Here is a 15,527-nt window from a genome sequence, read left to right on the forward strand (position 1 = left end):
TTTAAACCGTCTATTGTGGGAAACGATCATTACTAATTGTTTTAGTGACTTCTTCCGATGGTGCTGGGATATCCCAGAACATGAGAAAAATGCCGCCACCAATGACTAGAATAGCAATTAAGGCGATAATGAATTGTGTCACTTTAGACATAAAAGACCTTTTGTTTTAAATTCTTTCCAATCTTATAAGACGAGCTTTGCATCAAGTCCAGAAACAGCTCACTTTCATACATTGAATTTGTATTTCTCACAGGCATTGGAAATGAATTCGTTATTTTTTACGTTATCAATGCTCTAAATTTACGGCTGAATTATGGTGTAACTGGTTGAAAACAGTTGGCAGACTATATCTTTGGCGTATAAATATTTTTAAATGTGATGAATTGAATCTTTGGTCAGACGAGTTAAATGAGTTTGTTGAAAAAAATCAAAATAGACCGTTCGATTGTACTTGTAGGGTTGATGGGTGCAGGAAAAACAACGGTTGGGCGACGATTGGCAAAAAAATTAGCCCTTGAATTCGTGGACTCTGACCATGAAATTGAAAAAGCTGCTTGCATGTCTGTTGCGGAAATTTTCGAAAATTTTGGCGAGGAAGAATTCAGATCCGGTGAGCGCCGGGTTATCAGCCGCCTCATTGATGGCCCGCCTAAGATAATTGCAACAGGTGGGGGGGCCTTCATTAATGATGAGACACGTAATTTGATTTTACGCGATGCGTTATCGATATGGCTGGACGCTGATATTGATGTTTTGGTGGAGCGTACAGCACGCCGGGATACGCGCCCGCTTCTTAAAAATGGTGATCCGAGGGCGATTTTAACTGAGCTAGCAGAAAAGCGTTCCCCCTTTTATGCAGAAGCAGATTTGAAAGTGTATTCTGGTGATGGTCCACATGAAGATGTGGTCGGTGATATTTTGAAAGCGCTACAATCAAAAAAACGCAGTGCCTCCCCTTTAAAACAGGGAACCCTATGATGGCCGATATTATGGAAACTATTCATTTGCCACTCGGTGAACGATCTTATGATATTGTTATCGGTGCTGGGCTTGTTGGAACGCTGTATGATCTCACCAAGGATGTCTTAAAACGTCCACGTGCTGTTATTATCACAGATGAAAATGTTGCTGCCCTGCATTTAAATACGGCTGTTGAGGCCCTGAAAAATAACGATATTAAGGTTGATACAATCACAGTACCTGCGGGTGAGGGTAGTAAATCATTTGCAAATTTTGAAAAGGTTATCAACAGGCTTTTAGAGCTGGAGGTCGAGCGCAAGGATGTCGTTATCGCCCTTGGCGGCGGCGTTGTTGGTGACTTGACGGGCTTTGCGGCGGCTACGCTAAGGCGTGGGATAGAGTTTATTCAGGTGCCGACCAGTTTGTTGGCGCAGGTGGACAGTTCCGTTGGTGGTAAAACGGGTATCAATACCAAGTTTGGTAAAAACCTCTTGGGGGCGTTTCATCAACCTAAAAAAGTGATTATTGACCTTGAAATGCTCGATACGCTGCCTGCCCGAGAACTAAGGGCAGGGTACGCGGAAGTTATCAAATATGGTCTGATCGATGACCTTGAGTTTTTTGAGTGGCTCGAGAAAAAGGGTCATTTAATGGTCTCAAATGATGCTGACAGAGAAATACAAGCCTACGCAATTGGCCATAGTTGCCGCTCGAAAGCTAGGATTGTCGCTGAAGATGAGCGCGAAGGTGGGAAACGGGCCCTTTTAAACCTTGGGCATACATTTGGTCATGCCCTGGAGGCTGAGTGTGCATATGATGGTACTTTATTGCACGGTGAGGCTGTTGCTATTGGTATGGTGATGGCGCTTGATCTGGCGTGTAAACTGGGCCTTGCGGACACGCGCGAGCAATCAAGATTAATCAACCATCTGCGCTCGGTGGATATGTATGCAACGGGTTCTGAACTGACCAAGACCTTCACTGTGGATGCGTTAATGAAACATATGGCGCAAGATAAAAAGGTTGAAGACGGTAAAATGGTATTTATTACCGGAGCGATGGGTAAAGCTGAGGTACGCCGCGACATTGATGCGAGTATTATCAGGAAAGTGCTGCAGAATTCGCTTGAAGCTGTTGTTTAAGCTACGATAAGTTCTATATAATTACTGTTCTCTCATTCAAAGGGCCGTGAATGGACACGCTTACTGATAGTGCATTTTGGACGTCTAGTGAATTCTGGATAACATCAGCAATTATTTTTATCCTTCTTTTTCTCTCTGGTGTGTTTTCAGGGTCTGAAACGGCGCTTACTGCTGCCTCGAAGGCTCGTATTCACAAGCTTCAAAAAGATGGCAGTAAACGCGCTGCAAAGGTTTCTAAGCTGATAGAAGATAAAGAGCGCTTGATCGGTGCGATTCTGCTTGGGAATAATTTGATCAATATTTTAGCGACGTCGCTGGCAACAGGATTGTTCTTATCACTATTCGGCGATGAAGGTATTGTTTATGCGACCTTGGTGATGACGGCCTTGGTACTGATTTTTGCCGAAGTTCTTCCGAAATCCTATGCAATCGCTAACCCCGACCGGATGGCCTTAAGCGTATCAGGTTTTATTGCGCTTATCGTTGCTGTGTTTGCACCTGTGATTGCGGTGGTGCAGGCGATTGTTAGGTTCACCTTGAAGCTGTTTGGTCGGGATATTTCCAATATCGATAACGCCCTAACACCGCATGAGGAAATTCGTGGTGCTATTGACCTTCAGCGTGCGGAAGGTGGGTTGATCAAGGCAGATAAAGATATGCTTGGGTCCATATTGGACCTTGATGAAGTAACGATCGAAGATGTGATGATTCACCGTAAAAGTATGGAGGCGCTCGATCTTTCGATGACATCGGATCAAATTATCTCTGCGGTTGTTAAAAGCCCTTACACACGCTTGCCGGTTTTTGAAGGTGATATTGAGAATATCGTTGGTATTCTTCATTCCAAGGACGTATTGCGGGCTATGAAGCGTGCAGGCGGGCAGATGCACCGATTTAATGTGCGGCGCATTATGAACAAGCCATGGTTTGTTCCGGAAACGACAACACTGCGGGAACAATTGAACGCATTCCTTGAGCGCAAGGCGCATATTGCGCTTGTGGTTGATGAATATGGCGCAATTCAAGGACTCGTGACCTTAGAGGATATTCTTGAAGAAATCGTCGGCGATATTGCGGATGAGCATGACTTTGATATCCCGGGTGTTCGCAAAGGCGCTGACGGTGTTATCGATGTTGAAGGTACGGTGACAATCCGTGATTTAAATAGAAAGTTTGATTGGCACCTGCCTGATGATGAAGCAACGACAGTTGCGGGGCTTGTCATCCATGAAGCAGAAACTATTCCAATTGCGGGGCAGAAATTTACTTTTCATGGGTACCAGTTCGAAGTGTGTAGCCGTAAACGTAATCAGGTCACCGCATTGAAGATCAAAAAACTGACCTGAGTCTATTTATCTCCACCTAACAAAAAAGGGCCATAAAAGGCCCTTTCTAATGTTCTGTGATAACCCTTTAATTTCTTAGCTTAAGCCTTGTTCCATAACACTGGTTACGCGGCTTGAGAATGCTATTGGATCCTCAAGTGTTTCACCCTCCAGAATACGCGCTTGGTCAAGGATCAGTAGAACAGCATCCTTGAGCGTATCTACCGCGCCAGAATCAGAAGCTTTTTCAGCGAGCTTGCGAACCAGAGAATGTTCGGGGTTAATCTCAAGAACCTTTGCTTGAACGCTATCCAATTGGTTATGCGCTTTAAGAATGCGTTCCAAATGCATATCCATCGCGTCATCCGCTGCAACAAGGCAGGCAACCGTTGATGTTAAACGATCAGATGATCGTACATCCTGAACTTTTTCACCCAACACCTCTTTCATCAAGGTTGTCAGGGTTGTCATTGCCCCTTCGCTTGCGCGTTCTTTAGGTTCTGATGTTTCTTCCTTGTCAGCAATATCAGCAAGCTCGGAAGCGCCGCGAGTAATGGATTTGAAACCCTTACCTTCAAAATCTGTCACTGTTTGCAGCCAAAATTCATCAACCGGGTCAGAAAGAAGAAGAACCTCAATGCCGCGTGATTTAAAACCTTCCAACTGAGGACTGCGTGCGGCCGCATTCTCGTCCGCACCAATAACATAATAGATGGATGATTGCTTGTCTTTCATGCGCTCTACGTAGTCCGTGAGCGTTGTCCAGCCATCTGTGCCAGTTGATTTAAAGCGCGCGAGTTTTAACAGATCATCACGGCGCTCAAAGTCTTCATAGATGCCTTCCTTGATAACGGGACCAAACTCTTTCCAGATCGTTTCGAAAGTTTCTGTTTGTTTGGTTGCAAGTTTGCCGAGCTCGTTCACCACTTTTTTCGTGATGGCTTTTGACATGCGCTCTAGTGTTGGGTTGTTTTGTAGCATTTCCCGGCTAATGTTGAGCGGGAGGTCCTGACTATCAACAACACCGCGCATGAAACGCAACCAGCCTGGCAAGATATCGGCGTTATCATCGCTGATAAATACGCGCTTAACGTATAATTTTACTCGGTTCTTGCGTGCAGGATCAAATAGGTCCATCGGTCGTGACGTTGGAATGAACAGAAGGACTGTATATTCCTGCATGCCTTCTGCACGGTAATGGAGGGTATGGCTCGGTTCATCAAAAACGTGCCCAACGTGGCGATAGAATTCGGTATATTGCTCTTCGGTAATTTCTGATTTCTGCCGTGTCCAGATCGCAGAGCCTTCATTGATAATTTTTGGGTCAGCTGCTTCCTCATCACCGCCCTTGATTGCAAGCATAATCGGAACGGCGATATGATCGCTATATTTATTGATGATAGTTTGCAGGCGGTGCTGTTCCAGATATTCGGCTGCATCATCCTTGATGTGAAGTGTGATGTCAGTACCAACAGAAGCTTTTTCTGTGTCAGTGATCGTATATTTACCCAGCCCGTCACTTGCCCATAAATATCCTGCATCCTCACCAGCCTTTCGGGTCAATACAGTTACAGTGTCGGCAACCATAAATGTTGAGTAAAAACCGACACCAAACTGTCCGATCAACTGTACGTCTTTTTTGTCGTCACCGGTAAGCTGATCCATGAAGCCCGCAGTACCGGACTTGGCGATTGTGCCAAGGTTTGCTTTTAGGTCATCCCGGTTCATGCCAATGCCGTTATCCGAAATAACAAGCGTTTTAGCATCAGGGTCTACGGTGATAGAAATACCAAACTGCTCGTCGCCTGCCATTAGGCTTGCGTCCGTTAGGGTAGCATAGCGGCGTTTGTCACAAGCATCTGAAGCGTTAGATATCAATTCGCGCAGGAAAATCTCACGTTCGGAATAAACGGAATGTACCATCATATGCAGAAGGCGGGAAACTTCTGCTTCAAAACCAAGTTCTTCGCTTATGGTCTCAGACATAATCTCTCATCTTTTTTGGTGATTACAGATTGCGGCACGGAATACCGTGCCAGTATTTTTATGTTACGTCATTTAGGGAATATGAACTTAAGTATCAAGGCTGTGCGCCTAATTTTCTGATGTTTCTGCGCTGTTTTTTATATAGTCGTCAGTGCTGCGTAAAAGCATCTCGGCATCTTTATCGGAAACGGCGAAAAGCCATCCGCTCGTCTTTTTATTAATGTCAGCCGCTTCCTGCTCCCCGTTTTCGGGCGAGCCCTCTAAAATACCTTCTTCGCCAGCGTCTCTGGCATCTGGATTGAACGAGGCGGAAAGGTTTAACCAGAAGGAATTATCAATCTTATATATGGAATAAGCAAGTGATAGGCCGTCGTAGGTTTTTAGATAGCCAGTGCTTAAGGCTTTATTGGTTTCGTTTGAGCGTTTCTGAATATCAGTGAAGGTAACGTCGCTTAAGAAATTAACGACATCAGAGGGTGTTATTGCAGGAATGACGTTTGCTGATGTTTCTGGTTTAGCAATTGTATAGCGATTTGTCTCAGGCTCGCGGATGAATACGGTTCCTCCGGCCTTTAGTTCCAGGGTGCGCTTTGCATCAATAAGAAAAAGATCATCGTCCAACCACCAGGAAGCATCTGCATTTGCTGCGGAAAGTCCGCTGACGAGCCAGCTTCTTGTGTCGCCATCTTTGTAAATATACGTCAAGGATCGACCGCTTGCGCTGTTTTCGCGTCTAGACCCCATTTTGAATTCAGCAAGACTGTTTTGTTCTTGATCATACACGGTGATATTTAATGACTTATCGCCCAGTCCTATTTGGTCGAAGCGATCATTGCTTGCCGTTTTGGGTTCGCGGCGTTCAGAAAGCGCAATACCGCGCAAGAAATCGCGCACTTTATCCCCTTTTGCACGGTAGCTTTGTCTTTCCTGAATAGTCCATAGGCCATTGTCGCGTTTTAAAGTTACTTTTTGGCCGTTTTGCGCGAAATGAATTTCATCTGCTTGATTGATCGTTTTCTCAAGGTCCGGGAATGTTTTTTCTCCGCGCGCACCTTGGTTAAGAGAAGGGTCTTCGCCAAACAAAACCCATATTGCGCCTAAAATAGCAAACAAGGTTAAGTACCCAAGGATATTTGTCATGCGCTGCGACATAAATCGGCTTTCTGGTCGATAGAAACGAAGTTGTTATTCAACAGACTGTTTACGGCGCAAATATGTACGCAACCCGATCAATATAATCAAGGCTATAGGTACACCTGCAATATTTAGAAACGCGAGGATACTTCCAAGTTGCTCAATGTCGCCTTGTAAATTTCGTTTCACAGCCCTGAGTGCTTTGCGGGTTTCCAGTAATTCATTTCTGAAAACGCTGATTTCCTGTTCCTGTTCATTTGAAATAACTGTCGCACCCTCAGGTTTTTGGCTTTCAAGTTCTGCAAGGCGGGCTTCAACCGTCGCCATACGATTTTGAAGCCGCTGCTCTTCGTTCAGGAATTTTGCTTCTGCTTCACGGCGCAATCTATCGACGACATTGAAGGGGCGTCTTGAAATGCCCCTACCTCTCAGTTCAAGCAGAGCTTCAGAGCCTGTAAGATGGTCGGCCAGATTAAGAATAAAGCTGCCATTACCGGCAATGGGAACAACAATGCGTTGGCCGAGTAGGTCCTGCAACTGCACCCAAAATCTATTGTCAAACAAATCAGAGTCGCTGGCGAGCACCAAGTTTATAGAGCCCTCAGCCACATGATCTGAACCGGATTTCGCTGGGAAAGCAGAGGCTGCAGTCCCATGAATTCGGGCTACAAGTGTGTAGGCTTCGCTTGTGGGTTCCAAGTCTCTAAGCAAGCTATCTGTGTCGGGTGTACCAACGGCGCGGCTTGCATCAAAAAGCATCGATACTGTGCTCGATTGAACCAATGGTGTGATTTCAGTGGTGTGACCTTCAAGTGGAAGAATAGCGCCCGCAGAGGCAATATTTAAAGTATCGACAGAGCCCGCTACGATGTCCTCTTTTGACAGGAACCCATCACGCATGCCCAGCCAGAACACAAAATCCTGAATAGAATCAGCGCCAAAGCCGCCAACTTGAACCCGCTGTGCTAGTGATGCGTCCCCAACAACTTTATCGCTTGGTATTTCCACGCCCCAATTTCTAAGAAGCGGGGCTAGGTTCGAACCGTTTGGTGCGAACGCTCCCGGGTCAAGCGATTCCGAATGTGGATCCAGAAAAATAAGGGCTCTGCCACCCTTTAGGACAAATTGGTCAAGTTTATATAGTTGATCATCATTTAACTGTGGTGGATGAACCAACATCAGGATATCCGTTTCTACAGGAATGTCTGTGAAGTCTTGATCAAGGTCCGTAATGTCGAACCGTTCCTGAAGTTGTTCATAAATTACATAAGGTTGGGACTGGCCTTGTAAAGCAGCCTGCGGTCCCCCTGGCCCAAACTGAAGAGGCAGCTGGCTCAGAAGTGCCAGTTTTGGTTTATCCAAAGCGTCCAGATCAATGATCATTTTGATCAGATCATATTCGAGGAATGTCTCTCTTTCCTCCGAAATGAAAGGGATATTTCCAGCACCGTTTGTTGAATTTGTCGCGGACACACCAAAATACAATACGGAGCCGTCACCAAGCGGTGCACCCGTTAATCCTGCCTCTACCGCTTCATCTTCGGCCTCTGAAAAAGGTTCAGGGTCAACGAAAGAAAGCTCAATGACACCTGGTGCAACAGCTTGAAAGGCTTTAAGTGTGTCCTCTATTCGTTTCCCATAGCTTAGCAAGCTGGGGTAAGGCGCTGCCAGGCTTCTTGAAAAATAAAAGGTTACCTGAACAGGTTCCTCGATTGCCTTTAGAGTTTCCTTTGTGCCCGATGACAAGGTGTACAGATTATCTTCTGTCAGATCGAATGATATTCCCCTGAGAAACCGATCAGACAAGACGGATAGAGATAAAAACAAAAGGCAGGCCAATACCATAAGGTAAATCGGCTTAAGGGGGTGAAGAGGCGCTAATCGCTTAAGCATTATCCTTCCTCCCTTTTTAATTCGATCATCGATCTGTTTATAAAAAGCCAAAGTGTTATTACGCTTACGAAATAAAATACATCAGCGAGGCTTATAACGCCCTTTTGAAGGTTATCAAAATGGGTAAGAAATGACAGGTTGGCAATAGCAACCAAGATGGCGTCTGAAACCCATCCCTCAAAGAAGTTCAAAACTATAGGGAGCCCTGACGCCAAAAAGAAAAAACAAACTGTAACGGTTAATACGAATGCTATTACTTGATTTCGGGTCATAGAAGAAATAGCCGCTCCAATGGCCAGATAACTTGCTGCCATCAACAAAGACCCGATATACCCAGTGATAATAGGTCCATTATCAGGCGTGCCCAGCCAATTTACGGTGATCCAGATCGGAAATGTCAGAATGAGTGCAACCCCTGCAAAGGCGAGAGCAGCGAGATATTTCCCAATAACAACCATACCTGTAGAAAGTGGTAATGTTAGCAGGAGTTCTTGGGTTCCGCTTTTGCGTTCCTCAGACCATAGGCGCATCGCGATTGCCGGCATGAAGAATAAATAGAGCCATGGATGATAGGTGAAAAAAGACAGTAAATCTGCTTGTTCGCGCTCAAAGAATTGCCCCATATAGAAGGTGAACAAACCCTGCATGACGAGAAAAAGCACCAGAAATACGTAGGCGAGCGGCGTCTTGAAATAACTGGAAAATTCACGCCTAAAAACTGTCATCATATCGTTCATGATACACTCCCTTGGGTAAGAGAGCGAAAAACATCGTCTAATCGACCGGCTTCGATAGCATATTGTTCAACGGTCCAGCCTTCCTCTTTGATGAGCCCGTCAATGGTGGCTGCAATAGGTTTATGTTTGTAATTGAGAGCTGTAATGCGAACCGATTTGTCTTCTTGGGTGTATTCGGTCTTATCGATATCGGTATTTGCATTCATTGTTGCAATAACATCAGCACTGATTTCCTTTGGAACTGTAATGGTCACCGCATTATGATAGCGTGATTTTGCGCGTAAGCCCGAAGGTGTATCGTCGGCAACAATCTGACCCTTGTTGATCACAACAACACGTGAGCAAAGAGCATCTACTTCCTCCAGGATATGCGTGGATATAATGATTGCTCGTTTTGCAGACATGGTTTCGATCAGGCTGCGAACTTCGTGTTTTTGATTGGGGTCAAGGCCGTCCGTTGGCTCGTCCAAAATCAAAACATCAGGTTCGTGAATTATTGCTGCGGCTAGACCAACGCGTCGTTTGAAGCCTTTTGAAAGCGTATCAATCGTTTGACCTTGCACTGTTTCAAGTTGCACTGCGGTTGAGGCTTTTGAAACAGCTTCGTTGATTTTGTCTTTAGGAATTCTATGTGCTTGAGCAATGAAGGTAAGAAAAGCCTCTACGGTCATTTCCCCGTACAAGGGGGCACCTTCTGCCAAGTATCCAATGGACCGTCTTGCGTCTGGGTTTCCTGTTGTAATCAGTTGATCACATATCCGAGCAGACCCTGAGCTAGGGTTCAGAAACCCTGTTAGCATTTTCATTGTTGTGGTTTTGCCAGCGCCATTTGGGCCTAAAAATCCAAGAACTTCTCCCTTTTTAACGCTGAGAGATATTCCGTCCACTGCCTTGAATGTTCCAAAGTTCTTTCTCAGGTCTTTGGCTTCAATATACACATCCACTGATATATGCCCCATATTTTGTGCCTATACCCGTAGTGATATAATGCTCTCTTGAGAGACGCAAGCCTCTCAAGAGAAATCATCATGATTCTAAATTAAACCGTTTTGGCAGAACGGCCAAGGCCATCAAACAGATCAAGCATACGTTCGCGCCATGCATTGATAGGATCATCATTCGCGATCGGGTCAAATTTACTAACGACCTTCGCCCACATGAAACCACCCATTGCAGCATAATCTGCCCATGCTGGAGCGTCACCGCAAAGGAAATTCTGTGAACCAAGGGTAGCACGTATAGGGTTTAATGACGCCCGGTACGCATCAACCATAGAATCGCGTTTGTCGCGCATTTGTTCAAGTGTTGCACCGCCAAAATTTGGTTCGCGTGTTTTTCGGAAATAGGCACCATTGTCATCGCTAAGCAGGTCAAAAACATCAGCGGCTAGCATTGGAAACAGGCCACCAACGACAACCTGGTTGAAAAAGTTGTTCAGGAATTGCGCCTGCCCAAGGGCAACATCTGAACCGAACAGAGGATTATCTTGATATGTAGCTTCAAGGTATTTGGCGATATCGAGGCTGTCTGTAACCCAGGTTTCGCCGTCTTTCAAAACAGGTAAAGCTGTTGAGCCAGATGCCTCATAAGGGTCTTTTTCAAGGAACATCAGGGGTGTTCTCTCAAACTCCAGGCCTTTATGAGCAAGGCAAAATAATGCCCGCCATGCGAAAGGGCTAAAGCGAATATCTCTGTCATTTCCACATAATTCAAATAGTTGGCGCATTTTCATCTCCGTTGACGGCTTTGGTTGCGGGGTCATTACCCTATATTTAAAGAAGCACACCTTTGAATGCCAATTTGTATTTGACTTGTCGAGATGTGCTCTACTCACAAAGCCGTGTGCACTTGAGTGTTTTGGGAGAGAAAATAACTGGCCCAATCCGGGGACACAGTGAAGATGAGGGGGCTAGGGGTTCAGTGCTTCACTATCGGACTGGGCCAGTCGAGGCCAACAATTGAATAGTCCGGTGTCATTAAGGCTGAGGGTTGACGCAAAAAAGGCAATTATAAGGCAAAACTCAACTTTGGTTCAGAATGGAAAAATGCCAGTCGAATTGACTGGCATTTATAAAACATAGATGTCGATAAATGATGTTTGATTATGCTTTTAATTAGCGACGATTGACATCACCTGATCCGCGAACATTAGAATCGAGAGTATCCGGGTCACCAAATACATCCACATCACCTGATCCTCTTACATTCACCTCAGCAGTTTTTTCAGCAAAAACATTCACATCACCAGAACCTCTCAGGTTAACTTCAACATTTTCGCATTTTATATCCCGTGCAGCTATGTCGCCAGAACCCCTGAGGTCTATTTCCAGATTGTCACACGAGCCATCACCTTCGATATCGCCTGAACCGGCCAGATCAATATCCAGTTTTTTAACGGAAAAATCTCTCAAAACAGCATCACCGGAGCCGCGTAATTCAAAGTCAAATTTATTGGACTTAACGTCTTTGATGTCCATGTCACCAGAGCCATAGAGGCTCGCCCCTTCCAAGGAAGGTGTTGTGACAATGACCTGCATTTTTTTAATATTTCTGTATGAACGCCCATCTTCCAGATCGATAATCAGTCGGTCACCTTTCACTTCCGTTTCCAGATAATCGATAATGTCGCTATCAGCGATAACCTTTACCGACTTTTCTTTGCCAACGGTGACAATAACATCCATTGAGCCTTGTAAGGCGATATTTGTGAAGTCGGCGACATCCCGCATTTCTTCACTAACATCTTTGCTTGAATTTGTTGCGAGCGCAGCGGTTGTTACAAGGCCGGCTGCAGCTATAATATAAGCGCCTTTTTGCATTTTAATTCTCCCATATGCTGTAGCGTGTGGTGTTGGCAGCCTTTTGCAGGCTGCTACTGTTTTCAGTTTCCCTGAATATTATTTAATCTGGATCGTGCCAATGCCGCCAGTGCGTTTGTTAACGTCTTTCGGATCGCCGTATACATTGATACTTCCGACCCCTGCGAGCAAGGCGTCAACAGATTGACTTGCATAAACGCTAGCTGCGCCAGCGCCTTTTAAATCAACGTCAACGCTTTCACACTCAAGTTTGTCTGCATCAATATCGCCAGCGCCACGCATGTCCAAAACAAGTGTTTTACAATTACCTTCAAGTTTCAGGTCTGCTGCGCCCCGGATGTCAATTTCAAAGCGGTCTGAGTTAATGTTGGTCAAGTCGCCGTCTACAGCGCCGAGGATTTCAATCCCGTCAAAGTTCGCAACAGAAATTTTCACATCAACATCAACATTATTCCAAAATCGTTTTCTCTTGCGTTCGCTCAGGTCGATAACGAGCGTATCATTTTCGACGTAAGTTTCTACCAAGTTAATACGGTTGCTGTCTGTTGAAACGGTAACTGATTGTTCCCCGCCTGCCGTTAGGTCTAGTTCAATACCGCCTTTAACTTGAATTTGATTGAAAGCCGCAAGGTCCCGGGTTTCAGTAACACGGTCACCATTGGCGCTTTCATAATCGTCGTCCAGGTCAATTGAAACGGAATAACTATTATCATCATCGCCGTTGTCAGATGAATTGCCCGATATGGCAGCCGCACTTATAAGTGCTACTATTGCAACGCCAAAAACGCCGTGTTTGAAAAAGCTATCTTTATCCATCATTGTTTCCTCACTGTATTGTTGCTGTTCTTTTTTTATATCAGCTTGATATATTCTCTCACTATTTTGTGATTGGGTCAATGAATTTCAAGGCCTGCCAGGACCGCACGATAATTCATGTCTATCAGTGTATGTCTTGCATTTTAAAATGATTGGCCTCACTATCTATTTGAGAAGATAACTACATGGTTTGATTTTAGCGGACAGGTGATAGAACGAGCATGACCAACAACACAGGTTTTCACGACTTAAAACAGTCAAAATCTTCGTTCCAACGTCATGGTCAAAAGCCGATTGTTTATTTACTGCGCACGGAATTATCCCAGATCCTGAATGTATATGGTCGGATGGTTTCTGGTGGTAAATGGTTTGATTATGCGATCGATACTCAACCTAATTATGCGGTCTTCTCGGTTTACCGCAGGGCAAGCGAAATGCCATTATATCAGATCATCAAAGAACCTTCTTTGGCTTCAAGGCAAGGGGCTTGGCGGATACTTTCAATGAATGGGCAAATCGTAAAGCGGGGTAAGGAACTTCCTGCGGTGTTGCGATACTTTGACAATAAGCTTTTGAAACTTATTGATTAAAAAAAGCCGCATGAAAATGCGGCTTCTTATCAATAATTAGATATCGTTATGTTGCTTATGCGAATAGAGCTTTTCTGCGGCGTTGGACGGCAATTCCAACAACAGAAAACCCAATGATCATCATCAACCATGTTGCGGGCTCTGGTATTGCTCCAACGGTCACAAGGAAGTCATTACAGCATGGGCGGTCTTTATCCACGACCCAGCCACGGAAAACACCTGTTGAGCTGTCGTTTGGCAGTCTATGGCCATCAAACGCGAGGAGGCCAAAGTAGCTACCGTTGCTTTTGCCTTCAAAGGTGAAATCTCCTCCGCCATCAAGGACACCAAACAGCGTGCCAGATGATGTGCCGTCTACGGCTTTGAAACCATTGAATGGATCGCCAGGTAAGCCAAGACGGTTTGCTTCAAACGTATAGTTTAAGCGGAATGAGTTATTGTCTGAATTGCGAACAACAGTACCGTCGATTTCTACAACACCAGTAGTGTCTGTGACATCAGTGTAAGTAAGCGTTACAAATGCGCCATCAAGGTTGCTAACGCTAAACAGATTGTGCGCGCCAGAACCGTCAAGATAATCAAGGCGTAATCCGTAATCTGGGCCAAGCGACCCAAAGCCATGATCAAACAATCTGAATGTTTGTGTTCCAAACGCAGCAGAGCTTATCATCAGTGATAATAAGCTAAAAGCAGCGAGTAATTTTTTCATTTTTATACTCCGTAGTATTTCAGTCTGAACCTTCAAAAGGTACATTCAAATCCTATTCATAGGTGCCTGAAGTGTTTGTCGATTCGTTAACGGTAAACGGGCATTTTAGCCTCTATACCTACCACCAAAGTCAAAACATTGTGCCTGATCTGTTTTGTTAATAATTTGTTAACTAACATAGTTTGACACAAATTGCTATTTAAATTCGGTGAGTTAGTTTTTTAATAAAAAAAATGATCTGATTTGACGAATAAAAGCGTATTAGCAAAGCTAAATATAGTATATGGTTCGGTACAAAATTTATCAGCACTACAATATCTTGATTACGGGGCACAATTATAATGATTGAAACGGGTAAGCTACAACCAGAAGAAACACCACAGCCACACGGTTTGCTTGAAGAACGGCATGTTTACAAACCGTTTCGCTATCCGTGGGCCTATGAAGCTTGGTTGATGCAGCAACGTATTCATTGGCTACCTGAAGAAGTGCCGCTTGCTGAAGATGTTCGGGATTGGACGAACAAGTTATCAGACGGTGAGAAAAACCTGCTAACGCAGATTTTTCGCTTCTTCACTCAAAGCGATATCGAAGTCAATAACTGCTATATGAAGCATTATAGTCAGGTGTTCAAACCGACCGAAGTACAGATGATGTTGGCTGCCTTTTCCAATATGGAGACTGTCCATGTTGCAGCCTATAGCCATCTTTTAGATACTATTGGCATGCCCGAAACAGAATATTCTGCCTTCCTTCGTTTCAAAGAAATGAAGGATAAGTATGACTATATGCAGCAGTTCGATACAAAAGATCTGCGGTCCACTGCCATCACACTTGCTGTTTTCGGTGCTTTCACCGAAGGGCTTCAGCTTTTCGCGAGCTTTGCAATGCTTCTCAATTTCCCGCGGTTCAACAAAATGAAGGGAATGGGTCAGATTATCAGTTGGTCAGTGCGGGACGAATCCTTGCACTGCGATTCTATCGTAAAACTATTCAGAACACTGGTGTCTGAAAACCCTGAACTTTGGGATGACAGCCTGCGCGCGGACTTATTGCAGGCCTGCAAAACAATTGTTGAGCACGAAGATGCTTTTATTGACCTTGCTTTTGCAATGGAAGGGATCGAAGGCCTGACCGCAGCTGAGGTTAAAGAATATATTCGCTATATTGCGGATCGCAGGTTGCAACAATTGGGGCTTGATGCCGAGTATCACATTGAAGCCAACCCGCTACCTTGGTTGGACGCTATGCTGAATGCGGTTGAACATACCAATTTCTTTGAAAATCGTGCGACTGAATATTCGAAAGCCGCTACGCAAGGGTCTTGGGACGACGCATTCGCCTAAGCCTATTTTCATATCCCCATAAACAAATAAGGTACCCAGCGCGGGATGCTCAGGACTAAATGCGCTGGAT

Annotated in this window: 15 protein-coding genes; 5 read left to right on the forward strand and 10 right to left on the reverse strand. The window is 44.9% G+C overall.

Annotation, left to right across the window (positions count from 1 at the left end):
• Positions 1-10: 10 nt before the first annotated feature.
• Entirely contained in the window at positions 11-151 is a 141-nt protein-coding gene (locus KFF44_RS02170) for a hypothetical protein (RefSeq protein WP_255936708.1), read from the reverse strand.
• A 257-nt stretch (positions 152-408) separates the two neighbouring features.
• Here KFF44_RS02170 and KFF44_RS02175 point away from each other — a divergent pair, with 257 nt between their 5' ends.
• From KFF44_RS02175 to KFF44_RS02185, 3 genes are read left to right on the forward strand one after another with little or no spacing between them, the layout of a single operon-like run.
• Complete coding sequence (locus KFF44_RS02175) at positions 409-978, forward strand: shikimate kinase (RefSeq protein WP_255936710.1); 570 nt, start codon at positions 409-411, stop codon at positions 976-978.
• Positions 975-2,102 (forward strand): 3-dehydroquinate synthase, encoded by a 1,128-nt coding sequence (aroB, locus tag KFF44_RS02180; RefSeq protein ID WP_255936712.1) that lies wholly within the window; start codon positions 975-977, stop codon positions 2,100-2,102. The genes KFF44_RS02175 and aroB overlap by 4 nt, the downstream gene beginning before the upstream one ends.
• Before the next feature lie 50 nt (positions 2,103-2,152).
• Positions 2,153-3,448: an HlyC/CorC family transporter gene (locus KFF44_RS02185; protein WP_255936714.1), complete on the forward strand. Its 1,296-nt coding sequence runs from the start codon at positions 2,153-2,155 to the stop codon at positions 3,446-3,448.
• Positions 3,449-3,523: 75 nt separating this feature from the next.
• Here KFF44_RS02185 and htpG read toward each other — a convergent pair whose 3' ends face one another.
• The 8 genes from htpG to KFF44_RS02225 form a co-directional block, all read right to left on the reverse strand.
• Positions 3,524-5,413, reverse strand: coding sequence for a molecular chaperone HtpG (htpG, locus tag KFF44_RS02190; protein WP_255936716.1), 1,890 nt, complete (start codon positions 5,411-5,413; stop codon positions 3,524-3,526).
• 108 nt (positions 5,414-5,521) lie between these two features.
• A complete protein-coding gene (locus tag KFF44_RS02195; RefSeq protein WP_255936717.1) occupies positions 5,522-6,565 on the reverse strand; it encodes a DUF4340 domain-containing protein in 1,044 nt (347 codons plus the stop codon).
• 33 nt (positions 6,566-6,598) lie between these two features.
• The gene (locus KFF44_RS02200; protein WP_255936719.1) at positions 6,599-8,440 is read right to left on the reverse strand and encodes a Gldg family protein; all 1,842 of its coding nucleotides are present in this window, start codon (positions 8,438-8,440) and stop codon (positions 6,599-6,601) included.
• Entirely contained in the window at positions 8,440-9,177 is a 738-nt protein-coding gene (locus KFF44_RS02205; RefSeq protein WP_255936721.1) for an ABC transporter permease subunit, read from the reverse strand. Before KFF44_RS02205 ends, KFF44_RS02200 begins: the two co-directional genes overlap by 1 nt.
• Positions 9,174-10,136 carry an ABC transporter ATP-binding protein gene (locus KFF44_RS02210; protein WP_255936723.1) on the reverse strand — a complete coding sequence of 321 codons (963 nt, stop codon included), beginning with the start codon at positions 10,134-10,136 and terminating at the stop codon, positions 9,174-9,176. Before KFF44_RS02210 ends, KFF44_RS02205 begins: the two co-directional genes overlap by 4 nt.
• Before the next feature lie 80 nt (positions 10,137-10,216).
• Positions 10,217-10,903 (reverse strand): glutathione S-transferase N-terminal domain-containing protein, encoded by a 687-nt coding sequence (locus KFF44_RS02215; RefSeq protein ID WP_255936724.1) that lies wholly within the window; start codon positions 10,901-10,903, stop codon positions 10,217-10,219.
• 388 nt (positions 10,904-11,291) lie between these two features.
• Positions 11,292-11,996, reverse strand: a complete 705-nt coding sequence (locus tag KFF44_RS02220) for a head GIN domain-containing protein (protein WP_255936725.1) — start codon at positions 11,994-11,996, stop codon at positions 11,292-11,294.
• Positions 11,997-12,074: 78 nt separating this feature from the next.
• Positions 12,075-12,815 carry a head GIN domain-containing protein gene (locus tag KFF44_RS02225; RefSeq protein WP_255936727.1) on the reverse strand — a complete coding sequence of 247 codons (741 nt, stop codon included), beginning with the start codon at positions 12,813-12,815 and terminating at the stop codon, positions 12,075-12,077.
• Between the two features lie 218 nt (positions 12,816-13,033).
• Here KFF44_RS02225 and KFF44_RS02230 point away from each other — a divergent pair, with 218 nt between their 5' ends.
• Entirely contained in the window at positions 13,034-13,402 is a 369-nt protein-coding gene (locus KFF44_RS02230; RefSeq protein WP_255936728.1) for a DUF2794 domain-containing protein, read from the forward strand.
• A gap of 55 nt (positions 13,403-13,457) precedes the next feature.
• Here KFF44_RS02230 and KFF44_RS02235 read toward each other — a convergent pair whose 3' ends face one another.
• Positions 13,458-14,111, reverse strand: coding sequence for a PEPxxWA-CTERM sorting domain-containing protein (locus tag KFF44_RS02235; protein WP_255936730.1), 654 nt, complete (start codon positions 14,109-14,111; stop codon positions 13,458-13,460).
• Between the two features lie 341 nt (positions 14,112-14,452).
• Between KFF44_RS02235 and KFF44_RS02240 the strand changes: the two genes are divergently transcribed.
• The gene (locus KFF44_RS02240) at positions 14,453-15,457 is read left to right on the forward strand and encodes a ribonucleotide-diphosphate reductase subunit beta (protein ID WP_255936732.1); all 1,005 of its coding nucleotides are present in this window, start codon (positions 14,453-14,455) and stop codon (positions 15,455-15,457) included.
• Positions 15,458-15,527: the final 70 nt, after the last annotated feature.

The organism is Kordiimonas sp. SCSIO 12610 (assembly GCF_024398015.1).
Lineage (GTDB): Bacteria > Pseudomonadota > Alphaproteobacteria > Sphingomonadales > Kordiimonadaceae > CANLMI01.